The organism is Variovorax sp. OK212 (genome assembly GCF_900112425.1).
GTDB lineage: Bacteria > Pseudomonadota > Gammaproteobacteria > Burkholderiales > Burkholderiaceae_C > Variovorax.
Window position 1 is genome coordinate 677122 of sequence record NZ_FOLP01000003.1, and the last position, 21890, is coordinate 699011.

Sequence of the window (21890 nt, forward strand, 5' to 3'; positions counted from 1 at the left end):
GTGTCATCGGCCACCGGCGCTGGAATCCACCGACGATGTGCCGTAGAACGCGCGCACGGCATCGACCAGCCGCGTGCGTTCGAATTCGGGATGCAGCCGGTACCGCACCAGGTGCTCGCCCACGAACAGCAGCGCCACCATCACGGGGCACAGCACGTTCGAGAACAGCGACCAGTCGGAAAACGGCCGGGTGAAATAGAGGGCGATCGACGCCACCACCACCAGCGCGAAGAACGCGGTCCAGATGCGCGTCAGTTGCGTGGTGTAGGCCAGCATGTGTCCCTTGAGCGGGTGCACGCGCTGCGCGAACTGGGTGATCAGCGGCAGGCCGTGGCCGCGCAGCGTGGAGCCGAACCAACCGCACAGCGCGGTATTGATCGCCACGTGCTGCATCACGTACAGGCGGTTCGGGTCGCCGGCCTCACCGAGGAAGACGAGCGCGAAGCCGCCCACGCCCAGCGCGGCCGCGGCGGCAAAGCCCCATCGGCCGAACCAGCTCGCGGCAAATCCCATGGCGGCCAGCCAGAGCGGGCCGAGCAACACCACCACCGCCCAGGGCGCCGTGGGGTGGAACACCGTCATCCAGTGAGAGAGGCCGGCATAAGCCACCCCTACCACCAGCAGGAGTGCTATTCGCCATCGAGACATGGGATCAGGTAGCGGCGCGATGCTGGGCGACGTGGGTCGCGAGCGTGCGCAGCGACTGGAAGATCTGCTGGTTGCGCTCGTCGTCCGAGCGCAGCTGGAAGCCGTAGCGGCGCGACACTTCGAGCGCCACTTCGAGGATGTCGATCGAGTCGAGTCCCAGGCCTTCGCCGTAGAGCGGGTCGGTCGGCACGATGTCTTCGGGCGCGACTTCAAGATTGAGCGCGTTCACGAGCAACACGGCCAGCTCTTTTTCAATCGGCGACTGTTCGGATGCGTCGCCAGAGGCGGGAATGGGGGGCTGAGCAGTCGATGACAAAAAAACCTCCTGAAACTTTTTCCTGAACTACCGTGCGGCCGTGGATTATAGGAGTGCCGCTTGATTAGACTGCCCCTTTCGCTACGACCCGGAGCCCCCCATGGCCGACCCACTTCCGATCGCACGGCATGACGCCATCGAGTGCGCCCTGCTTCCCGGCCTGGCCAACCGCCACGGCCTGATCACCGGGGCCACCGGCACCGGCAAGACAGTCACCCTCCAGACCATCGCAGAGAAGCTCTCGGGCATCGGTGTGCCGGTGTTCATGGCCGACGTCAAGGGCGACCTGACCGGCATCAGCCAGAAGGGTGCCATCGGCGGCAAGCTGGCCGCCACGCTGAAGGAACGCGGCATCGAGCCGCCCGAGCCCGCGGCCTGCCCCGTCACGCTGTGGGACGTGTTCGGCGACCAGGGCCACCCGGTGCGCGCCACGGTGTCCGACATGGGCCCGCTGCTGCTGGGCCGCATGGTCGACGTGAACGAAACCCAGGCCGGCGTGCTGAACCTGGTGTTCAAGATCGCCGACGACAACGGCCTGCTGCTGCTCGACCTGAAAGACCTGCGCGCCATGCTGCAGTACGTGGGCGAGAACGCGAGCCAGTTCACCACGCAGTACGGCAACATCAGCGCCGCCAGCGTGGGCGCCATCCAGCGCGGCCTGCTGCAGATCGAGACCCAGGGCGGCGACAAGTTCTTCGGCGAGCCGATGCTCAACATCGCCGACTTCATGCAGACCGAGGGCGGCAAGGGTGTCATCAACATCCTGGCGGCCGACAAGCTCATGAACTCGCCGCGGCTGTACGCCACCTTCCTGCTGTGGATGCTGTCGGAGCTGTTCGAGCAGTTGCCCGAAGTCGGTGACCCCGACCAGCCCAAGCTGGCCTTCTTCTTCGACGAGGCCCACCTGCTCTTCAACGAGGCGCCCAAGGCGCTGGTGGAGCGCATCGAGCTCGTGGTGCGCCTGGTGCGCTCCAAGGGCGTGGGCGTGTATTTCGTCACCCAGAACCCGCTGGACATTCCCGATTCCGTGCTGGCCCAGCTCGGCAACCGCGTGCAGCACGCGCTGCGCGCCTTCACGCCGCGCGACCAGAAGGCCGTGAAGGCGGCCGCCAGCACCATGCGGCAGAAGCCGGGGCTGGACATCGAGACCGCCATCACCGAGCTTGCCGTGGGCGAGGCGCTGGTGAGCTTGCTGGACGACAAGGGCCGCCCGAGCGTGACCGAGCGCGCGTTCGTGCTGCCGCCGGCCAGCCAGCTCGGCCCGATCACGCCCGACCAGCGCAAGGCGCTGATTGCCGGGTCGCTGGTTGCGGGCGTGTACGAAAAGACGGTCGACCGCGAATCGGCCTACGAAAAGCTCAAGGGCCGCGCCGACAGCGCGCCCGACGCGCCGCCCGCCACGCTGCCTGGCGGCAAGCCCGCTGCGGAGGCTTCGGGCTCCGGCATGGGCGGCATGCTCAACGACATGCTGTTCGGCACCACCGGCCCACGCGGCGCCAAGCACGACGGTCTGGTGCAGACCATGGCCAAGTCGGCGGTGCGCACCATGGGCACCTCGGTGGGCAAGGAGATCCTGCGCGGCGTGCTGGGCGGGATCTTCGGCAGCAAGAAGCGCTGACCAGCTAGAAGCTGGAAGCCGGGGCTGCCTACCAGCGCAGCAGCCGCGGCCCCAGCACCGCGCCGGCCAGCACCGGCACCGCGATGCCGCTCACGTACCAGACCGCAAGAAACGGCGCGGTGAGCTCCATGCAGTGCAGCGCATAGACAGAAGCCCCCACCCCGCCGGCCAGCGCACCGGCCGCGGCGCCCGCCAATGCGGGCCGCGTGGGCGCCAGCCCCTTGAGCGCCACCAGCGTGGCCGCGAGCACCGGCAGCGCCATCAGCCCGATGCTGGCCGCGCAGATGCGCCACGACTGCCCCATCAGCGACGGCATGCGCTCGGCCATCGGCACGGTGAACCACGCGATCGCCGCGAGCACCCAGATGCCGAGCACCGGCAACGCCGCGCCCATCCAGGCATGGCGGGCCTCGACGCCCGGGCGCGCAAGCCGCTGCACCGCCACGTAGCCCGCCGCGGCAATGCACAGCGGAAACAGCACCTTGACCCAGAACATCGGCCAGAACATGGCCTGCACGATGTCGCGCCGCATGCCGTATTCGGCGAACAGGATCAGCAGCGACACCGGCACGCCGGCCAGCAGCGCCATGCGCAGGCGCCGGCTCGCGGCGCGGCGCGGCGCGGCCACGTCGCCGGTGGCGAGCATCGCGATGAGCTCGTCGGTCTTCATGCGGCTTCTCCCCAGCGGTTGCCGAAGCGGGCGGCCAGCGACTTCAGCCCGCGGTGGATGCCCACCTTCACGGCCGACTCCGACATGCCCGTGAGGCTCGCCGTCTCGGCCACCGACAGCCCCTCGATCTTCACGTGCACGATCGGCAGGCGCTGGCGCTCGGGCAGCGACTCGAGCAGCCCGCCGAGATCGCGCCTGGCGTCGCTGGCCTCCTCGGCCGACGCGGCGAACACGGCCAGGTCGTCGTCCAGCGGGTCATGCAGGTCGTCGCGGACCGACTTGGCGCGCAGCAGGTCGATCATCTTGTAGCGCGCAATCGCGTGCACCCAGGCCGTCAACGGCTGGTCGCTCTGGTAGGTGTGGCGCTGGTTGTGCATGGCGAGCAGGCATTCCTGGACGAGGTCTTCCACTTCATCGGGCCAGCCAAACAGGCGCTTGCCCAGAAAGGCGCGCAGATGCGCGCTCAGTTGCTGCAGGAATTCGCGGTACGCCTTCGCGTCGCCGTCGAGGCCGCGAAGGAACAGGCTGCGCAGCGCCGCTTCCACGTCGCTCGAATTCGTCCTGCTGCCTATGGTGTTTCGTGCCATCCGGTCGGCCGGTTACAGCCTCGTCGAAAAATAGTCGTGCAGGATTGTGCCGCGAGCCACCGCACCCGCTCGGCCCGGCTCGCCACGACCCCACGCCCGCACTGAAATTCCATGGAAGGAGCGGCCATGTCCGGCGGACCCGCCCGGCGCCGGAGGTGGCACGAATCGCGGCCTGGACGTTGTTCGCCGAGCCATCGGCCGCGCCCCGGACGCGGCGTTGTCCGTCCCCGCGCGGCTTGCAAGCCGCGCGGGCGGTCGGTACATTGCATTTTTTGAGGGCCACCAATGTCTGCCGACAGCACAACGATCCCTTCTTCCTCCCCCTCCTCGGCTGCTTCGACCGCCTCATCCGCTTCGTCCGCTCCGTCGCCCTTGTCATCCTTGCCGCTGGCGGAGCAAACCACGCCGGCCGGCCTCACGCCCCCCTTCCCCGTATCGCCGCTGGCTACCTCGCCCCTGGCCACCTCCCCGCTGGCGACCCCGCCGCTGCACGCCTCCTCGTCGACCGGCCACATCCGCCTGACCTCGCACGCCGGCGGCTTCGGCGCCCTGCCGATCCACTGGGGCGCCGCCACCGCCGCCGAGCGCGGCCCCGTGGTCGGCACCACCACCAAGCGGGCGCACCGCAACGTGATCGGCACGCACAGCGGCTCGTACAGCGTCTACCGCGCGCTGGCCGTGGCGGCGGGCGCGCTCAAGCGCGAGCACAAGGCCGACCTCACCAACACCGCGCCCACCGACGTGATCGGCCCCTACCCGCAGTGGAGCGAGCCCGGGCGCATCGTGTCGCTCGACCCGTGGGGCGCGCTGGTGGCCGACGTGTTCTCCACCGAACTGGCGGCCGGCTATGACATTCGCCCGACCATCGCGATCACCAAGGCCCACGTGATCCTGCCCGAGGTGATCGAGGCGCTGCAAAGCGGCCGCCTCAAGGCCGACGGCCATTTCCTCACCGCCGGCGGCGCCGCCATGGTGACCAAGGCGGCCATCGAGCCCGTGTGGTACCTGCCCGAGGTGGCGCGCCGCTTCGGCTGCTCCGAGACCGACCTGCGCCGCACCCTGTTCGAGGAAACCGGTGGCATGTACCCCGAGCTGGTCACGCGCTCCGACCTCGAGGTGTTTCTGCCGCCCATCGGCGGGCAGACGCTCTACATCTTCGGCAACCCGCGCGACCTGGCCAACCCCACGGTGGAGCTCACCGCGCGCATCCACGACGAGTGCAACGGCTCCGACGTGTTCGGCTCCGACATCTGCACCTGCCGGCCCTACCTCACGCACGCCATCGAGGAGTGCATCCAGGGCGCGCAGCGCGGCGGCGTGGGCCTCATCGCTTACTCGCGCAAGGAAGGCCGCGCGCTCGGCGAGGTGACCAAATTCCTGGTCTACAACGCACGCAAGCGCCAGGTGGGCGGCGACACGGCCGACCAGTATTTCGCGCGCACCGAGTGCGTGGCCGGCGTGCAGGACATGCGCTTCCAGGAGCTGATGCCCGACGTCTTCCACTGGCTCGGCATCCAGAAGATCCATCGGCTCGTGTCGATGAGCAACCTGAAGTTCGACGCGATCACCGGCTCGGGCATCGAGATCGGCGAGCGCGTGAACATTCCCGACGAACTGATTCCGGCGGACGCCCGCGTCGAGATGGACGCGAAGATGGCCGCCGGCTACTTCACACCCGGCCCGGTGCCGGACGCCGACGAACTCAAGAAGGCCAAGGGCCGCGGACTCACCGAATGACCACCAGCCACAACACCGACCCCCATATGCCCGTCGACGGTTCCGGCAGCCTGCCGCCCGGCGGCGCGGGCAAGGTCGATCCGTCGATCGAATTCACCGTGGACGCCGGCCATGCCGCCGGCGCGGCCAGCCTGCTGCGCACCACCACCGCCGTCCGCCAACGCGCCGCGGCCTTGCTGGCACGCGCGCGCAACGGCGAATCGCAGTGGTTTCGCATCGGCGACGACAGCGCGCTGGAAGACGCCGCGCGCAACGTCGCCGAGGTCACGCGCGAGCGCTATCCGTGGGACACCATTCCGTACCACAGCCGCTGGCGCCACTTCGAGGCCGGCGGCGTCAACCGCCTCGAAGAACTCAACACCCTGCTCGGCGAACGCGACGCGCGCCAGCGCGCCCGCGCCCACATCGACCTGGTGCTGGTCAGCGTGCTGCTCGACGCCGGCGCCGGCCCCGACTGGCACTACACCGAGTCGGCCACCGGCGAACGCTTCACGCGCTCCGAAGGCCTGGGCGTGGCGAGCTACCACGCCTTCTGCGCCGGCCTCTTCTCCTCCAACCCCGACAACCCCTACCAGGTCGACGCGGCCGGCCTGCGCGGCCTGGTGGCCGACCGGCTCGGCGACGCCTTCCAGGTCAGCGAGGTGAACCCGCTGGTCGGCCTGGCGGGCCGCGCCACGCTGCTGCGGCGCCTGGGCGAGGCCATGAACGAGCAGCCCGAGACCTTCGGCGACGACGGGCGCCCCGGCAAGCTGTTCGACGCGCTGGTCGGCCCCTACGGCCCGGCCGCGCCACCGACCGCGGAAATCACGGCGCACCAGATCCTGTCGCTGCTGCTGGAAACGCTCTCGCGCATCTGGCCGGCGGCCAATGCCGTGGACAGCATCGCGGCGGACGGCAGCGACAGCGCGGGCGGCATCGGCTCGGGTGACCCCGCGCTGGCGCTGGGCGACTGCTGGCGCCACAGCGCGGTGCGCGGCCCCGGGCTCACCAACGGGTGGATGCCGTTCCACAAGCTGTCGCAGTGGCTGACCTACTCGCTGCTCGAACCCTTCGAATGGGCCGGCGTGAAGGTGCGCCACCTCGACGCGCTCACCGCCTTGCCCGAGTACCGCAACGGCGGCCTGCTGATCGACAGCGGCGTGATCGTGCCAAAAGACCCGGCTTTTCTGGCCCGCCGCTGGAAGGTGGGCGACGAGTTCATCGTCGAATGGCGCGCGCTCACGGTGGCGCTGCTCGACGAGGTGGCGCCGCGCGTGCGCAAGGTGCTCGACCGCACCGAGGAAGAATTGCCGCTGGCCTGCGTGCTCGAGGGCGGCACCTGGGCGGCCGGCCGGGCGCTGGCGCAGCGCCTGCGCGACGGGGCGCCGCCTCTGTTGATCGAGAGCGACGGCACCGTCTTTTAGACTCTCGGGTTATCCCAGCAACGCCACACGCACAATTCCAATGAGCAACGTCCACCTCGTCAGCCACCCCCTCGTCCAGCACAAGCTCACGCTGATGCGCCGCAAGGACGCGTCCACCAACAGCTTTCGCCGGCTCCTCAACGAAATCAGCATGCTGATGGCCTACGAGGTCACGCGCGACATGCCGATGCAGGACATCGAGGTCGAGACCCCGCTGGAAACCATGCAGGCCAAGGTCATCGACGGCAAGAAGCTGGTGCTGGTGTCCATTCTTCGCGCCGGCACGGGCATCCTGGACGGCATGCTGACCGTGGTGCCCGGCGCGCGCGTCGGCCACATCGGCCTGTACCGCGACCCCAAGACGCTGACGGCCGTGGAGTACTACTTCAAGATGCCCGGCGAAATGGACAGCCGCGACGTGATCGTGGTCGACCCCATGCTGGCCACCGGCAACTCGGCCGTGGCCGCGGTCGAGCGCCTGAAGGAGCTCAACCCCAAGTCGATCAAGTTCGTCTGCCTGCTGACCTGCCCCGAAGGCGTGAAGACCATGCAGACCGCGCACCCCGACGTGCCGATCTACACGGCCGCGATCGACCGCGAACTCGACAGCCACGGCTACATCCTGCCGGGCCTGGGCGACGCGGGCGACCGCATCTTCGGCACCAAGTAACGCTCGCACCCAGGCTCCGCGCACTTCGTGTCGCTTCTCCTTCCCCCTTACTGGGGGCAACACCTGAGGCCCGGCAGAGCCGGTTCCTCGGTGTTTCTGGAAGGGGTCCGTCCGGGAGCCTGGCAAGCGGGCATGGGGATTGCAGCGCGTATCTTTTGAATAAACCGAGGAGAAGCACCGTGACAGCACGCCGTCAATTGATCATTCGTTCCGTGGCCGTTGCCGCCGCGCTTGCGGCCGGCGCCCCCGGCCTCGCGCTGGCGCAGGCCAAGCTGAAGGTGGCGGCGGTGTACACCGTGCCGTTCGAGCAGCAATGGGTGGGCCGCATCCACAAGGCGCTGAAAGCGGCCGAGGCGCGCGGCGAGATCGAATACAAGGCCACCGAGAACGTCAGCAACGCCGACTACGAACGCGTGATGCGTGAGTACGCCACGGCGGGCAACCAGCTGATCCTGGGCGAGGTGTTCGGGGTGGAAGCCGCGGCGCGCAAGGTGGCCAAGGACTTTCCCAAGGTCGCGTTCCTGATGGGCTCGTCGCTCAAGCCGCAGGCGCCCAATTTCAGCGTGTTCGACAACTACATCCAGGAACCGGCGTACCTGAGCGGCATGGTGGCCGGCGGCATGACCAAGAGCAACCGCATCGGCATGGTCGGCGGCTTCCCGATTCCCGAAGTCAACCGCCTGATGAACGCCTTCATGGCCGGCGCCAAGGAAACGAATCCGAAGGTGGAGTTCAGCGTGAGCTTCATCAACAGCTGGTTCGACCCGCCGAAGGCCAAGGAAGCGGCCTTCGCGATGATCGACAAGGGCGCGGACGTGATGTACGCCGAGCGCTTCGGCGTGTCCGACGCGGCCAAGGAAAAGGGCAAGCTCGCCATCGGCAACGTGATCGACACGCAGAGCCAGTACCCCGACACGGTGGTCGCCTCCGCGCTGTGGAACTTCGAGCCCGCGGCCGACCGTGCGATCAAGCTGGTGAAGGAAGGCAAGTTCGCGGCCGAAGACTACGGCGTGTACGCGCAGATGAAGCACAAGGGCTCCGAGCTGGCGCCGCTGGGCACCTTCGAGAAGAAGGTGCCCGCGGACATCGTTGCCAAGGTGAAGGCCAGGCAGGCCGACATCCTGGCCGGCAAGTTCACCGTGAAGGTGGACGACGGCCAGCCCAAATCCACCGCCAAGTAAAAAGCCGAGCCCCCGATGCCCATGAAACGTGCGCGATGGCAGATCGCAGGCCTTGCCGTGGCCGTTGCGGCGTTGACCATGGGACTGGCCGCGTGCCAGCGTGAGCCGCAGAGCGCGACAGCGGCAGCGCCTGTGCCGGCGGCCGCGCCACCGGCAGCCCCGGCTTCTTCGGCCGCCGCGCCTCCCGCGGCCGCGGCCCCGGTCGGCATTCCCGCCGCCCTGCAGGAACGCGCAGACGCCCTGCTCGCCGCGCACCGCCAGATGATCGTGCTGATGACCGGCGAGCGCACGCTCGACGCGGCCGGCAAGCGCGCCATCGGTGCGGTCGGGCAGATGCTGTTCCACGACATGCAGGAGCGCCAGCGCGCGCTGATCGCCCAGGCCGGCGAGATGACCGACCCGGCCACCGTGCCGGCGCTGAACGCGCTGCTGGACCGCATCGAAAGCGAGCCGAGCTGGTTCGACGCCGACCGGCTGGCGTTCAAGGAATTCCTGGGCGAGCTGAGCACGCGCTACAGCCAGGCGCAGTCGCTGCCCGGCCTCAAGCTGGGCCGCCGCGCGAGCGAAGACCTGGCCGTGCTCGCCGAGATCGAGCAGGCCTACGACCGCGAGCTGAAAGACGTGTTCGGCCGCTTCGCGCAGCGCGGCATCGAGCCCAAGCGCGAGAAATGGGCCGACTACGTGGCCAAGCTGCAGGCCCTGTACTCGCGCGAACAGATCCTGAAAGACTTCGGCACCATCGTTCCCTACACGCTGGCGCCCCAGTCCGCCGGCGGCGGCAAGGAAGCCAAGGAGAAGGAAGGCGCCGACACGCGCGAGATCTTCGGCACCTCGCTGCCGCCCAAGACCGTGGTGCTGACCTTCGACGACGGGCCGCACGCGAAGCACACCGACGAGATCCTCGAGATCCTGAAGCGCTATGACGCGCCCGGCATCTTCTTCGAGCTCGGCCAGAACCTGGGCAAGCTCGACGCGCAGGGCAAGGCCCAGCTCGGCGCCAACGGCGCGGTCGCCAAGCGCGTGCTGGCCGCCGGCCACACGCTGGCGAACCACAGCTTCAGCCACGGCATGATGGCCAAGATGACCGACGACGCGGTGCGCAACGAAGCCACCGAGACCGAGGCCCTGCTCGACGCCACGGGCCGGCCGCAGTCGACGCTGTTCCGCTTTCCCTACGGCGCGCGCAACGAGGCCAAGCTGACCACGGTCGAGGCGCTCAAGCTGCGCTCCATGCTGTGGACCGTCGACTCCATGGACTGGGCCGACCCCGTGCCCAAGTCGATCGCCGACCGCGTGCTGGCCGAGGTCGACAAGGCCAAGCGCGGCGTGATCCTGTTCCACGACATCCAGGGCCGCACCGTGCAGGCCCTGCCCACGGTGCTCGACCAGCTGGTGGCCGACGGCTACCGCTTCGCCACCTGGCGCGACGGCAAGTTCGTCGTCAACGCGGCCAAGCGCCCGGCGCCCGACGACGGCGTGGCCGCCACCGCCGGCGACACGCTCTACCGCGAGAGCCACGCGCTGGTGATCGGCATCGACAAGTACGCCCAATGGCCCGGCCTGCACCACGCGGTGACCGACGCCAAGGCGATGGAGCAGCAGCTCGTCACGCGCCTGGGCTTCAAGCCCGAGAACGTCACCGCGCTGTACGACGCCCAGGCCACGCGCGCCAACATCCTGCGGGTGCTCAACGACAAGCTCACCGACCCCAAGCGCGTGAAGCGCGACGACCGCGTGCTGGTGTTCTTCGCCGGCCACGGCAGCACCCGCAAGCTCGCGAGCGGGCGCGACGTGGGCTACATCGTGCCGGTCGACGCCACGTCCGACGACCTGGCCGCCGACGCCATCTCCATGCCCCAGCTGCAGGAAGTGGCCGAGGCGCTGTCGGCCAAGCACGTGCTCTTCATGATCGATGCCTGCTACTCGGGCCTGGGCCTCACGCGCGGCGGCGGGCCGCGCAGCAGCAAGAACTTCCTGAGTGACAACGCGCGCCGCATCGGCCGCCAGATGATCACCGCCGGCGGGGCCGACCAGCAGGTGGCCGACGACGGCCCCGGCGGCCATTCGGTCTTCACCTGGACGATGCTGCAGGCGTTGTCGGGCAAGGCCGACCTGAACGGCGACGGCGTCATCACCGGCACCGAGCTCGCGGCCTATGTGTCGCCCGCGGTCTCGGCCATCGCGCGGCAGACGCCGGCCTTCGGCAGCCTGCCGGGCTCCGAGGGCGGCGAGTTCGTGTTCGAGCTGCCCGCCGAGCGCGAAGGCCTGAGCGGCGACAGCCTGCAGCTCGACGCCGCGGCCAGCCAGGTCAACAAGCGCATCGACGAGGCCAACGAGCAGGCGGTGCACACGGCCGCGGCGCCCAAGGCCGGTGCAGCAGGCGCATCCGCTGCCGCCGCGCCCGCCATCGAGGTGGTCGTGAAGAACCTCGACGGCGCCGACGCCAAGCTCACCATGCCGGCCGCCGCGCCGCTGTCGCCGCGCGTGGCCGCCCAGCGCGCCAACGACCGCGGCCTGCAGCTGTACCGCGAGCGCCGCTACGACGAGGCCGAGGCCGCGTTCACCGAGGCCCTGAAGCTGCAGCCGCGCTTTGCGCTGGCGGCCAACAACCTCGGCTTCGTGTACTTCAAGCGCGGCAAGCCGGTCGAGGCCGCACGCTGGTTCGAACAGGCGATCGAGATGGACGGCAGCCGCGCGCTGGCCTACCTGAACCTGGGCGACGCCTACCTGCAGGCCGGCAACGACGCCAAGGCGCTGGCCGCGTACACCACCTTCGTCGGCCTGGCGCCGAAGCACCCGCGCATCGCGGCGCTGCAAGCCTGGATCGCCACGCCCGACGCCGCGCACCGCCCTCCACTACCGACCACCAACTCATGACGACATCGCTCCTGCTGGCGCACCCGCTCGCGCGCCTGCGCCGCCCGTTCCTTGCCGCCGCTCTGGGTCTTGCGCTCACCGCGCTCGCGGGCTGCGCCGGCGTCTACCGGCCCGGCGGCGCCAGCATCAACAGCAGCACGCGGCTGGACGACACGCCGCGCATCGCGGTGATGTCGGCCTTCGAGCCCGAGCTGAAACTGCTGCTCACGCGCCTGCAAGGCCCGGCCAAGCACAGCGTGAACGGCGTGGAGTTCACCACCGGCACGCTCGAAGGCAAGCCCGTGGTGCTGTTCCTCTCGGGCATCAGCATGACCAACGCGACCATGAACACGCAGCTGGTGCTCAACCGCTTCCGCGTCACGAACATCGTGTTCAGCGGCATCGCGGGCGGCGTGAACCCGCAGCTGCACGTGGGCGACGTGACGGTGCCGGCGCAGTGGGGCCAGTACCTCGAGGTGCTGATGGCGCGCGAAACCGCGCCGGGCAAGTTCACCGCGCCGCCCTTCATCACCGACGCCACGCTGCCCAACTTCGGCATGATGTTCCCGCGGCCGGTCGAGGTGCGCTCGGCCGCGAAGCCCGAGATCGCGCGCAAGTTCTGGTTCGAGGCCGACCCGAGGATGCTCGAGGTGGCGCGCGGCATCCGCAACGTCGAGCTGGCCAATTGCGGCGCCGGCAAGTGCCTGCCGCGCAAGCCGCAGCTGGTGGTGGGCGGCAACGGCGTCTCGGGCCAGGCCTTCATGGACAACAAGGCCTACCGCGAATACACCTACAAGACCTTCCAGGCCAACGTGCTCGACATGGAAACCGCCGCCGTGGGCATGGTCGCCTACAGCAACGGCGTGCCCTACATCGCCTTCCGCTCGCTCAGCGACCTCGCGGGCGGCGGCGACGGCGAGAACGAGATGGGCACCTTCATGAGCATCGCGGCGGACAACTCGGCCAAGGTCATGCTGGCCTTCCTCGCCGCTTGGAAGTGACGGCGGCCCACGTCCCCGGTACCCGCGACACCCGCGACACTGGCGACATCCGCCACGCCCGCCACGCCCGCCAAGCCATGCCCGTGCGCCTCGTCCTGCTCCCGGGCATGGACGGCACGGGCGATCTGTTCGAACCCCTGCGCGAAGCCATGGGCGCGCACGCGCCGGTGGACGTGGTGCGCTACTCCGGCACCGAGCGGCTGGGCTACAGCGAGCTCGAGCCACTGGTGCGCGCGCACCTCGCGCGGTTGCCCGAGGGCGAGCCCTTCGTGCTGCTGGGCGAGTCGTTCTCGGGGCCGCTGGCCATCTCCATCGCGGCCTCGCCGCCGCCGGGCCTGCGCGGGCTCATCCTGTGCTGCAGCTTCGCGCGGCCGCCCAGCCCCGGGCTGGCGCTGATGCGCGGTGGGCTGATCGACCTGCTGATGACGCTGCTGCACGCGCCGCAGATGGCCGGGCCGGTGCGCCGCATTCTGCTGGGCCGCTTCGCCACGCCGCGGCTGGCCGCGCTGCTGCAGGCGTCCATGCGCAAGGTGTCGGGCGCCGTCATGACGCACCGCATGAAGGAAGTGCAGCGCGTGAACGTGGTCGACAAGCTCGCCCAGGTGCGCGTACCCTCGATGTACCTGCAGGCCATGCAGGACCGCGTGGTGCCCGCGCAGGCGGCGCGTGTCATCCAGCGCGTGCTGGCCGACCTGCGCGTGGTGCGCCTGGAAGGCCCGCACGGCCTGCTGCAGGCGGCGCCCGACGCCACCGCGCGGGCCATCGAAAACTTTTGCCGCGAGCTCGGGGAACCCGTGCCCGCTTCGACATGAACTCCACCGTGCTCCGGCTCGCGGGCATCACCAAGCGCTTCGGCAGCCTGGTGGCCAACGACGCCATCTCCCTCGACCTGCAGGCCGGCGAAGTGCTCGCGCTGCTGGGCGAAAACGGCGCCGGCAAGTCGACGCTGATGTCGATCCTGTTCGGCCACTACGTCGCCGACGAAGGCCGCATCGAGGTCTTCGGCGCGCCGCTGCCCGCGGGCAACCCCAAGGCCGCGCTGGCGGCCGGCGTGGGCATGGTGCACCAGCACTTCACGCTGGCCGACAACCTCAGCGTGCTCGACAACGTGATGATGGGCACCGAACCGCTGTGGCGCCCGGTGTCGCGCCGCGCCGCCGCGCGCGAACGGCTGCTGGAAGTGGCGCAGCGCTTCGGCCTGCCGGTGCAGCCCGACGCGAAGATCGGCAGCCTGTCGGTCGGCGAGCGCCAGCGCGTGGAAATCCTCAAGGCGCTGTACCGCGGCGCGCGCATCCTGATCCTCGACGAACCCACGGCGGTGCTCACGCCGCAGGAAAGCGAGGCGCTGTTCGCCACGCTCGCGCAGATGGTGGCGCAGGGCCTGTCGGTGATCTTCATCAGCCACAAGCTCGGCGAGGTGCTGCGCGTGTCGCACCGAGTGGCCGTGCTGCGCGGCGGCAAGCTGGTGGCCGAGGCGCTCACCGCCGACACCACGCAGGCGCAGCTTGCGCTGTGGATGGTCGGGCATGCGGTCGAGGCGCCGCAGCGGCGGCCGGCGAAATCGGTGGGCGACGCGGTCTGCGTGCTCGACCATGTGAGCACCACGCCCGGCAAGGACGGCGGGCAGGACCGGCTGCGCGAGGTGTCGCTGACGCTGCGCGCGGGCGAGATCACCGCCATCGCCGGCGTCTCGGGCAACGGGCAGGTGGCGCTGGCCGAGCTGCTGTGCGGCACGCGCCGCGCCACGGCGGGCTCTGCGCAGCTCATGGGCCGCCCGCTGCCGCCCTCGCCCGCCCGGCTGGTGCAGCGCGGCGTGGCGCGCATTCCGGAAGACCGGCATGCGGTCGGCGTGGTCGGCGACCTGCCGGTGTGGGAGAACGCGGTGTCCGAGCGGCTGCGCAGCCCGGTGTTCTCGCGCTGGTCGTTCTTCGTGAAGCGCGCCGCCGCCCGCCTGCATGCGCGGCGCATCGAAAAGGCATTCGACGTGCGCGGCGCCGGCCTGATGGCGCCGGCCCGCTCGCTCTCCGGCGGGAACATGCAGAAACTGATCCTGGGACGCGCCCTGCTGGCGCCCGAGCCGCCTGAACAGCCCAGGGGCGACGACAACAAGAAGTACCCGAACCGCGCGCCGCGCCTCATCGTCGCGCACCAGCCGACCTGGGGCCTGGACATCGGCGCGGTCGCCTATGTGCAGCAGCAACTCATTGCCGCGCGCGACGCCGGCGCGGCGGTGCTGGTGATTTCCGACGACCTCGACGAAGTGCTCGCGCTCGGCGATCGCGTGGCCGTGATGCACGGCGGCCACCTCGGCGAAGCGCGCCCCGCCGCGGCCTGGACCCGCGAAGCCATCGGCCTGGCCATGGCGGGTGCCACGGCGTCTCAACCCCGGAAGGCCGCCCCATGATGCGGCTCGAACGACGCCACGAAACCTCGCGCGCCGCGCTGGTGCTGGCACCCATCGGCGCCATCGTCTTCACCATGGCGGTCAGCGCGCTGCTGGTGATGTGGGCCGGCGCGCCGGTCGGCCGCACCTACGCGCTGCTGCTGCAGGGCGGCTTCGGCTCGGTGTTCGCGTGGAGCGAAACGCTGACCCGCGCCATTCCGCTGATCCTCACCGGGCTGGCCGCCACCGTCGCCTTCAAGGCGCGGCTGTTCAACATCGGCGCCGAAGGCCAGCTCTACGCGGGCGCCCTGGCCGCCGTCGCCGTGGGCGGCATGCATGGCGGCACGGGCTTCGAGCTGTCGCCCTGGCTGCTGTTCCCGCTGATGATGCTGGCCGCCGCGGTGGCCGGCGCGCTGATGCTGCTGGGCCCCGCGCTCATGAAGAACAAGCTCGGCGTCGACGAGGTCGTGACCACGCTGCTGTTCAACTTCATCGTGCTGCTGGGCGTGTCGGCGCTGCTCGACGGGCCGATGAAAGACCCGAGCGCCATGGGCTGGCCGCAGAGCGTGTCGCTGCAGTCCGACCTGGAGCTGGGCAAGCTCATCGCGCAGACGCGCGTGCACACCGGGCTCCTGTGGGCGGTGTCGCTCGCGGTGATGGCGTGGGCCGTCTTCAAGTACACGGTGCTCGGTTTCGACATCCGCGCCGTGGGCGCCAACGCGCGCGCCGCGGCCTTCGCGGGCGTGCCGGTGACGCGCACCGTGGCCATGGTGGCGCTGCTGTCGGGCGCGCTGGCCGGGCTGGCGGGCGCCATCGAGGTGGCGGGCCGCACCAGCTACGTCACGCTCGACATGTCGCCGGGCTACGGCTACACGGGCATCGTCATCGCGATGCTGGCCGGGCTGCATCCGCTGGGCGTGATCGCGGCCGGCGTGTTCGTGGCCGGCGTGCTGGTCGGCGCCGACACCATGAGCCGCGCGGTGGGCGTGCCGACGTACATCGCCGACGTGATCGTCGCGGCCTCGCTGATCGCGGTGCTGGTGGCGACGCTGCTGACGCAATACAGGGTGAGGATGAACAAATGACAGGAGCCTTCATTTCTTCTGCCTTGCCCCTTCCCCTCCCGGGCGAAGGCTGGGATGGGGGCACGCGGCCTTCGAAGCCGCGCGGCGGTGGAAGCCGCCAGCCCCCACCCCAACCCTCCCCCGGAAGGGGAGGGAGAAATACCGCATGACCGACTTCCTCGACATCCTCGCCAACCCCGCCTTCTGGGTCGCGGTGCTGCGCATCGCCACGCCGCTCATCCTCGGCACGCTCGGCGTGCTGCTGTGCGAGCGCGCGGGCGTGCTCAACCTCGGCATCGAGGGAATCATGGTCGCGGGCGCATTCACCGGCTGGCTCGCGGTGTATGCCGGCGCGCCGCTGTGGGTGGGCGTGGGCGTGGCCGCGCTCACCGGCATGGTGTTCGGCCTGCTGCATGCCTTCCTGACCGTCGGGCTCGCGCTCTCTCAGCACGTGTCCGGCCTGGGCATCACCCTGCTGGCCACCGCGCTCAGCTACTTCGGCTACCGCGTGAGCTTTCCGAAGGTGAATACACCGCCGACCATCACGCCCTTCGCGCCGATGGACTGGCTGCCCGTTCCCATCCTGAGCGCGCAGACCGCGCTCACCCTCTTCGCGCTGCTGCTGGTGCCCGTGGTCGGCTGGGTGCTGTACCGCACGCCGCTGGGCCTGGCCCTGCGCATGGCCGGCGAGAACCCGCAGGCCGCGGAAAGCCAGGGCGTGTCGGTCGCGGCCACGCGCACCGGCGCCATCGTCGCGGGCTCGGCGCTGATGGGCATGGCGGGCTCGTTCCTCACGCTGTCGGCCTTCAACGCCTTCTTCTTCAACATGGTGAACGGCCGCGGCTGGATCTGCGTGGCGCTGGTGGTGTTCGCCTCGTGGCGGCCCGGCAAGGCCCTGCTCGGCGCGCTGCTGTTCGCCTTCTTCGACGCGCTGCAACTGCGGCTGCAACAATCGGGCGACGCCGTGCTGCCCTACCAGCTGTACCTGATGCTGCCGTACCTGCTGTCGATCCTGGCGCTGGTGCTGGTGGCACGCAAGGCCAGCTACCCACAGGCACTGATGAAGCCCTACCGCAAGGGAGAACGCTGACGATGACCATGACCTCCACCGCGCGCGGCGCCCTGCTCGCCGCCTCGCTGGCGCTGTGCGGCGCGAACGCGCAGGCGCTGGGCGCCGACTACAGCTACGAGACCTTCAAGACACCCGACGCCGTGAGCTGGGTGCAGCTGTGCGGCACCTGGGGCAAGGACCACCACGGCACCTACCGCGTGGTGCATGCCGACCAGTACGCGCAGTCGTTCCTCTACGTGCAGTGGATGACGCGCGACGCCAACGGCAGCCTGCATGCCGAGCACACGGTCGCGGTCGCGGAGCTCGACAACGACCATGCGGAGATCGCGCTGAGCGACCTCACCTGCCGCGCCACGCCGCGCGGCATCGTGGTGACGGCCAAGGCAGACTCGGGGCACGACGACAAGCTGCGCCGCGTCACGATCGAAGTCGGTCCGGCGCCGGGGCAGTACCGCTTCCGGCCGCAGCGCACGCGCTGAAACTACCGGGGCCAGCACCGAACGAACACCGTCCGCCCCACGATCACAAAGACCCACGATGCTCGACCTCCTCATCACCAACGCCACCCTCCCCGACGGCCGCACAGGCATGTCGATCGCCGTGCAGGGCGGGCGCATCGCCGAAGTCACCGAGGGCCTTGCCGCAGCCGCGCACGAGACGCTCGACGCGCAGGGCCTGCTGCTCTCGCCGCACTTCGTCGACCCGCATTTCCACATGGACGCCACGCTGAGCTACGGCCTGCCGCGCGTCAACCAGAGCGGCACGCTGCTCGAAGGCATTGCGCTGTGGGGCGAGCTGAAGCCGTTGCTCACGGCAGAGGCGCTCATCGAGCGCGCGCTGGCGTACTGCGACTGGGCGGTGGCCAAGGGCTTGCTCGCGGTGCGCACGCACGTGGACACCAGCGACCCGAGCCTGCTCGCCGTCGATGCGCTGCTGGAGGTCAAGCGCCAGGTGGCGCCCTACCTCGACCTGCAGCTGGTCGCGTTCCCGCAGGACGGCGTGCTGCGCTCGCCGGGCGGTGTCGCGAACATCGAACGCGCGCTCGACAAGGGCGTGGACGTGGTCGGCGGCATTCCGCATTTCGAGCGCACCATGGCCGACGGCGCGGCCAGCGTGAAGCTGCTGTGCGAAATGGCGGCCGGGCGCGGCAAGCTGGTCGACATGCACTGCGACGAGTCGGACGACCCGCTGTCGCGCCACATCGAGACGCTGGCGTTCGAGGCGCAGCGCCTGGGCCTGCAGGGCCGCGTGACGGGCTCGCACTGCACGTCGATGCACTCGATGGACAACTACTACGTGAGCAAGCTGCTGCCGCTCATCGCGCAAAGCGGCGTGGCGGTCATTGCCAACCCGCTCATCAACATCACGCTGCAGGGCCGCCACGACACCTACCCCAAGCGCCGCGGCATGACGCGCGTGCCCGAGCTGATGGCCGCCGGCGTGAACGTGGCGTTCGGCCACGACTGCGTGATGGACCCGTGGTACGGCATGGGCTCGGGCGACATGCTCGAAGTGGCGCACATGGGCCTGCACGTGGCGCAGATGACCAGCCAGGCCGGCATTCGCCAGTGCTTCGAGGCGGTGACCACGAACGCCGCGCGCGTGATGCACCTGGAGGGCTATGGCCTCGCGGCGGGCTGCGAGGCGAGCTTCGTGCTGCTGCAGGCGCGCGACCCGGTCGAGGCGATCCGCCTGCGCGCCACGCGGCTCAAGGTGTTCCGCAAGGGCAAGCTGCTGGCGCAAACACCCGCGGCCACGGCGAGCCTGCACATCGCCGGCCGCGGCGATTCGACCAGCTGGATGACGCCCCGGCGCTGAGCTGGACAACACGCCGGCGCCAGGCCCGGGTCAGTCGTCCTCGGCGGCCGCCGGCGCGGTGTTGCCGAGCAGCGCGGCCTCGATCTTGCGCACCTCGCGGCGCAGTTCGCGCGCCATGTCGTCGCAGCGGTCGGCGCCGAGCCGCCCCGAGATGGCCGCGATGCTGATCGCGCCCACCGGGTTGTTCTTGGGGAACGCGATGCCGATGGCGCCCGTGCCCGGCGTCACCACGCTGTCGATGAAGGCGTAGCCCCGCGCCCGGCCCTGCGCCACGGCCTCGCGCAGGAAGTCGGCCGTGAACGAGGCGAACTTCTCGTAGCGATGGCCGTTGGCCTGGATGATGGCTTCGGCCTCCGCCTCGGGCATGGCGCACAGCATCGACAGGCCGCCCGCGCCCACGCCCAACGGGCGGCGGATGCCGATGTCCAGCGGCATCGCCTTGATCGGAAAGTCGCCCAGCGCGCGGTTGGTGCACACCGCCTCCATGCCGCTGCGCTCACTGAGGTACAGCGTGTCCTGCGTGAGGTCGGCCAGCCGGTGCAGCGCGCCGTCGCACAGCTCGCTGAGCCGGTAGCGCGGCCGCGCGAGCAGGCCCAGCTCGTACAGCAGCGGCCCCAGAAAGTACTTGCGCGTGGCCACGTCGCGATCGACCAGCCCTTCGATTTCCAGCCGCGTGAGCATGCGCGCGCAGGTCGACTGCGGCAGTCCGCTGGTCGCCGCGATTTCGCCGATGCGCATGCCCCGCCGCCCGCGGGACGCCACAACGCGGAGCATGCCGACCACCCGCTCGATGCTCTGCGTGCCGGTGCGTGCGTTCTCACCTTGTGGCGATTCTTTTCCTGCCATGTCTGCCCTTCCGGTTTTGTCTCCTAGGTGTCGCTTTATATTGCATCCACATTGTGGATATTTAAGGGTTATCCTCATCCGGGGCAAAAGGCCGGCTCATCTGTAATTCATGGGACGCGACAACACACGTCGCCACATTGTGGATACACAAGGAATGCAGATGCCCCAAACGATGACCGAGAAAATCCTGGCCCGCGTGGCCGGACGCCCCAGCGTTCGCGCCGGCGAGGAAGTGCTGGCCCGTCCCGATTTCGTGATCGCTTACGACTTCCCCGGCTACACCGACGTGTTCTTCAAGGAAGCGAAAGAAGAGTTCGGCGTGGACAAGGTGCCCAGCCCCGAGCGCTTCGTGCTCTTCATCGACCACATGGTCCCGGCCACGGCGCCCAAGGAAGAAGAGCTGCACAAGGTCACCCGTGCCTGGGGCAAGGAACAGGGCGTGCCGGTGCACGAGCGCGAAGGCATCGGCCACCAGGTGTCGGCCGAGCTGGGCTACGCCACGCCGGGCGCGTTCGCGGTGCACTTCGACGGCCACGTGAGCCAGCTCGGCGCCTTCGGCACGCTGGCGATGGGCGCGCGCAAGAGCGTGCTCGAGACCTTCGTGAGCGAGACCATGGCGCTCACCGTGCCCGGCACGGTGAAGATCGAGCTCACCGGCACGCTGCAGCCCGGCGTGATGGCGCGCGACGTGTTCCACCACATGGTGCGCGTGCTGGGCCCGTCGTCGTGCCGCTTCAAGGTGGTCGAGCTGTGCGGGCCGGTCATCGACGAGATGAGCATCGAAGGCCGCCAGACCATCTGCGGTCAGGCCATGTTCCTGGGCGCGACCACCATGCTGATCGCCCCCGACGCCAGGACGCTGGCTTACGCCGAAGGCCGCTCGAAGATCGTGCTCGACCCGGTTTACCCCGACGCCGACGCCGTGTACGACCGCGAAGTGACCATCGACGTGAGCGCGCTCACCCCCATCGTGGTGGCGCCGCCCAGCCCCGCCAACACGCGCGACCTGTCCGAATACGCGGGCCTGGAAGTGCACACCGGCTACCTCGGCTCCTGCGCCAGCGGGCGGCTCGAAGACCTGCGCGCCGCGGCCGACGTGCTGCGCGGGCGCCGCATCAAGCCGGGCTTCCAGCTGCACGTGGTGCCGACCTCGCAGGCCATCATGTCGCAGGCCGCCAAGGAGGGCCTGATTTCCACGCTGGTGGACGCCGGCGCCTTCATCAGCTCGTCGAGCTGCGACTACTGCTACGGCCGCATCGCGACCATGACCGACGGCCAGCGCGCCGTGTCGACCGGCACGCTGAACACCCCGGGCCGCATGGGCAGCGCCGATTCGGAAATCTTCATCTGCAACGCGGCGGTGGTGGCGGCCTCCGCGCTCGAAGGCTGCATTGCCGACCCCCGCCCGTACCTGGCCGAAGCTGCCGAAGCCAAAGCCAAGGCCTCCCGCGCCCTCGAAGGGAGCGCCGCATGAGCATGTCCAACCTGCAAGGCCGCGCGGCCTGGGTCTTCAAGGAAGACGACTTCGACATCGACCTGATCGTCGGCATCAAGAACATCAAGATCACCGACATCCACGAGCTGGCGGCCGTCACCATGACGAGCTACGACCCCGACTTTGCCAAGTCCGTGAAAAAGGGCGACCTGCTCGTGGGCGGCCACAACTTCGGCTACGGCCATCCGCACTACCCCGCGATGCGCGCCATGCGCCACCTGGGCGTGGCCGGCGTGATTGCCGAGTCGTTCTCGCCGGGCTTCTTCCGCGGCGAGATCAGCATGGGCTTTCCACTGGTCACCTGCCCCGGCATCCGCGAGATCGCCACGCGCTGGGACGAGCTGAAGGTCGACTGGGAGGCCAGCACCGTCACGAACGTCGGCAGCGGCAGGCAGTTGCCGTTCGAGCGGCTGTCGTCGGTGGAGCGCGGCACGCTGGAGGCCGGCGGCTTCATTCCGTACCTGAAGGCACGGCTGGCGAAGCAGGGCGAGCCGTCGTCCGTTGCGCCGTCCGCGGCCTGAGCCC

20 protein-coding genes are annotated in these 21890 nt (G+C 69.7%); 15 read left to right on the plus strand and 5 right to left on the minus strand.

The annotated features are described in order from the left end of the window. Positions 1–3 precede the first annotated feature (3 nt). Together BM004_RS13535 and BM004_RS13540 are read right to left on the minus strand one after the other, a co-directional pair. Positions 4–648 (minus strand): COG4648 family protein, encoded by a 645-nt coding sequence (locus BM004_RS13535; protein WP_093121498.1) that lies wholly within the window; start codon positions 646–648, stop codon positions 4–6. Between the two features lie 4 nt (positions 649–652). After that, positions 653–964, minus strand: a complete 312-nt coding sequence (locus BM004_RS13540; protein ID WP_093121496.1) for a phosphopantetheine-binding protein — start codon at positions 962–964, stop codon at positions 653–655. A 100-nt stretch (positions 965–1064) separates the two neighbouring features. Between BM004_RS13540 and BM004_RS13545 the strand changes: the two genes are divergently transcribed. Next, positions 1065–2582: a helicase HerA-like domain-containing protein gene (locus BM004_RS13545; protein WP_093213965.1), complete on the plus strand. Its 1518-nt coding sequence runs from the start codon at positions 1065–1067 to the stop codon at positions 2580–2582. Between the two features lie 28 nt (positions 2583–2610). On the opposite strand, the gene BM004_RS13550 is transcribed toward BM004_RS13545, so the two are convergent. Together BM004_RS13550 and BM004_RS13555 are read right to left on the minus strand one after the other, a co-directional pair. Further along, entirely contained in the window at positions 2611–3252 is a 642-nt protein-coding gene (locus tag BM004_RS13550) for an NrsF family protein (RefSeq protein ID WP_093121491.1), read from the minus strand. Beyond that, positions 3249–3839 carry a sigma-70 family RNA polymerase sigma factor gene (locus BM004_RS13555; protein ID WP_177206500.1) on the minus strand — a complete coding sequence of 197 codons (591 nt, stop codon included), beginning with the start codon at positions 3837–3839 and terminating at the stop codon, positions 3249–3251. The genes BM004_RS13550 and BM004_RS13555 overlap by 4 nt, the downstream gene beginning before the upstream one ends. A 285-nt stretch (positions 3840–4124) precedes the next feature. On the opposite strand from BM004_RS13555, the gene BM004_RS13560 reads away from it, so the two are divergent. The 12 genes from BM004_RS13560 to BM004_RS13615 all read left to right on the plus strand — a co-directional run bounded on the left by BM004_RS13560 (position 4125) and on the right by BM004_RS13615 (position 19024). After that, positions 4125–5576, plus strand: a complete 1452-nt coding sequence (locus BM004_RS13560) for a GTP cyclohydrolase II (RefSeq protein WP_371269428.1) — start codon at positions 4125–4127, stop codon at positions 5574–5576. Further along, entirely contained in the window at positions 5573–6979 is a 1407-nt protein-coding gene (locus tag BM004_RS13565; protein WP_093121488.1) for a URC4/urg3 family protein, read from the plus strand. The genes BM004_RS13560 and BM004_RS13565 overlap by 4 nt, the downstream gene beginning before the upstream one ends. A 40-nt stretch (positions 6980–7019) precedes the next feature. Then, positions 7020–7649 (plus strand): uracil phosphoribosyltransferase, encoded by a 630-nt coding sequence (gene upp / locus BM004_RS13570; protein ID WP_093121486.1) that lies wholly within the window; start codon positions 7020–7022, stop codon positions 7647–7649. A 179-nt stretch (positions 7650–7828) separates the two neighbouring features. Next, positions 7829–8830, plus strand: a complete 1002-nt coding sequence (locus BM004_RS13575; protein WP_093121483.1) for a BMP family protein — start codon at positions 7829–7831, stop codon at positions 8828–8830. Between the two features lie 21 nt (positions 8831–8851). After that, positions 8852–11707, plus strand: coding sequence for a polysaccharide deacetylase family protein (locus BM004_RS13580; RefSeq protein ID WP_256219886.1), 2856 nt, complete (start codon positions 8852–8854; stop codon positions 11705–11707). Further along, entirely contained in the window at positions 11704–12687 is a 984-nt protein-coding gene (locus BM004_RS13585) for a 5'-methylthioadenosine/S-adenosylhomocysteine nucleosidase (protein ID WP_256219887.1), read from the plus strand. Before BM004_RS13580 ends, BM004_RS13585 begins: the two co-directional genes overlap by 4 nt. A gap of 77 nt (positions 12688–12764) precedes the next feature. Beyond that, on the plus strand, positions 12765–13499 hold the full coding sequence (locus tag BM004_RS13590; protein WP_093213970.1) for an alpha/beta fold hydrolase: 735 nt from the start codon (positions 12765–12767) through the stop codon (positions 13497–13499). Next, the gene (locus BM004_RS13595) at positions 13496–15091 is read left to right on the plus strand and encodes an ABC transporter ATP-binding protein (protein WP_093213972.1); all 1596 of its coding nucleotides are present in this window, start codon (positions 13496–13498) and stop codon (positions 15089–15091) included. Before BM004_RS13590 ends, BM004_RS13595 begins: the two co-directional genes overlap by 4 nt. Then, positions 15091–16155, plus strand: a complete 1065-nt coding sequence (locus BM004_RS13600) for an ABC transporter permease (RefSeq protein WP_177206506.1) — start codon at positions 15091–15093, stop codon at positions 16153–16155. The genes BM004_RS13595 and BM004_RS13600 overlap by 1 nt, the downstream gene beginning before the upstream one ends. A 145-nt stretch (positions 16156–16300) precedes the next feature. Beyond that, entirely contained in the window at positions 16301–17224 is a 924-nt protein-coding gene (locus BM004_RS13605) for an ABC transporter permease (RefSeq protein WP_093213977.1), read from the plus strand. 8 nt (positions 17225–17232) lie between these two features. After that, positions 17233–17685: a hypothetical protein gene (locus BM004_RS13610; RefSeq protein ID WP_093123243.1), complete on the plus strand. Its 453-nt coding sequence runs from the start codon at positions 17233–17235 to the stop codon at positions 17683–17685. Between the two features lie 58 nt (positions 17686–17743). Then, positions 17744–19024, plus strand: coding sequence for an amidohydrolase family protein (locus tag BM004_RS13615; RefSeq protein ID WP_093213980.1), 1281 nt, complete (start codon positions 17744–17746; stop codon positions 19022–19024). A gap of 30 nt (positions 19025–19054) precedes the next feature. On the opposite strand, the gene BM004_RS13620 is transcribed toward BM004_RS13615, so the two are convergent. Beyond that, positions 19055–19870, minus strand: coding sequence for an IclR family transcriptional regulator (locus BM004_RS13620; RefSeq protein WP_093121463.1), 816 nt, complete (start codon positions 19868–19870; stop codon positions 19055–19057). Between the two features lie 160 nt (positions 19871–20030). Here BM004_RS13620 and BM004_RS13625 point away from each other — a divergent pair, with 160 nt between their 5' ends. Together BM004_RS13625 and BM004_RS13630 are read left to right on the plus strand one after the other, a co-directional pair. Continuing rightward, positions 20031–21344: a 3-isopropylmalate dehydratase large subunit gene (locus BM004_RS13625; protein ID WP_093121461.1), complete on the plus strand. Its 1314-nt coding sequence runs from the start codon at positions 20031–20033 to the stop codon at positions 21342–21344. Further along, positions 21341–21886, plus strand: a complete 546-nt coding sequence (locus tag BM004_RS13630) for a LeuD/DmdB family oxidoreductase small subunit (RefSeq protein WP_093213982.1) — start codon at positions 21341–21343, stop codon at positions 21884–21886. The genes BM004_RS13625 and BM004_RS13630 overlap by 4 nt, the downstream gene beginning before the upstream one ends. Positions 21887–21890: the final 4 nt, after the last annotated feature.

Bases quoted from the DNA above. Each gene is read 5' to 3' on its own strand.
- BM004_RS13535 (WP_093121498.1), bottom strand. From the start codon at position 648: ATGTCTCGATGGCGAATAGCACTCCTGCTGGTGGTAGGGGTGGCTTAT.
- BM004_RS13545 (WP_093213965.1), top strand. From the start codon at position 1,065: ATGGCCGACCCACTTCCGATCGCACGGCATGACGCCATCGAGTGCGCC.
- BM004_RS13550 (WP_093121491.1), bottom strand. From the start codon at position 3,252: ATGAAGACCGACGAGCTCATCGCGATGCTCGCCACCGGCGACGTGGCC.
- BM004_RS13555 (WP_177206500.1), bottom strand. From the start codon at position 3,839: ATGGCACGAAACACCATAGGCAGCAGGACGAATTCGAGCGACGTGGAA.
- BM004_RS13560 (WP_371269428.1), top strand. From the start codon at position 4,125: ATGTCTGCCGACAGCACAACGATCCCTTCTTCCTCCCCCTCCTCGGCT.
- BM004_RS13565 (WP_093121488.1), top strand. From the start codon at position 5,573: ATGACCACCAGCCACAACACCGACCCCCATATGCCCGTCGACGGTTCC.
- upp (WP_093121486.1), top strand. From the start codon at position 7,020: ATGAGCAACGTCCACCTCGTCAGCCACCCCCTCGTCCAGCACAAGCTC.
- BM004_RS13580 (WP_256219886.1), top strand. From the start codon at position 8,852: ATGAAACGTGCGCGATGGCAGATCGCAGGCCTTGCCGTGGCCGTTGCG.
- BM004_RS13585 (WP_256219887.1), top strand. From the start codon at position 11,704: ATGACGACATCGCTCCTGCTGGCGCACCCGCTCGCGCGCCTGCGCCGC.
- BM004_RS13590 (WP_093213970.1), top strand. From the start codon at position 12,765: ATGCCCGTGCGCCTCGTCCTGCTCCCGGGCATGGACGGCACGGGCGAT.
- BM004_RS13595 (WP_093213972.1), top strand. From the start codon at position 13,496: ATGAACTCCACCGTGCTCCGGCTCGCGGGCATCACCAAGCGCTTCGGC.
- BM004_RS13600 (WP_177206506.1), top strand. From the start codon at position 15,091: ATGCGGCTCGAACGACGCCACGAAACCTCGCGCGCCGCGCTGGTGCTG.
- BM004_RS13605 (WP_093213977.1), top strand. From the start codon at position 16,301: ATGACCGACTTCCTCGACATCCTCGCCAACCCCGCCTTCTGGGTCGCG.
- BM004_RS13610 (WP_093123243.1), top strand. From the start codon at position 17,233: ATGACCTCCACCGCGCGCGGCGCCCTGCTCGCCGCCTCGCTGGCGCTG.
- BM004_RS13615 (WP_093213980.1), top strand. From the start codon at position 17,744: ATGCTCGACCTCCTCATCACCAACGCCACCCTCCCCGACGGCCGCACA.
- BM004_RS13620 (WP_093121463.1), bottom strand. From the start codon at position 19,870: ATGGCAGGAAAAGAATCGCCACAAGGTGAGAACGCACGCACCGGCACG.
- BM004_RS13625 (WP_093121461.1), top strand. From the start codon at position 20,031: ATGCCCCAAACGATGACCGAGAAAATCCTGGCCCGCGTGGCCGGACGC.
- BM004_RS13630 (WP_093213982.1), top strand. From the start codon at position 21,341: ATGAGCATGTCCAACCTGCAAGGCCGCGCGGCCTGGGTCTTCAAGGAA.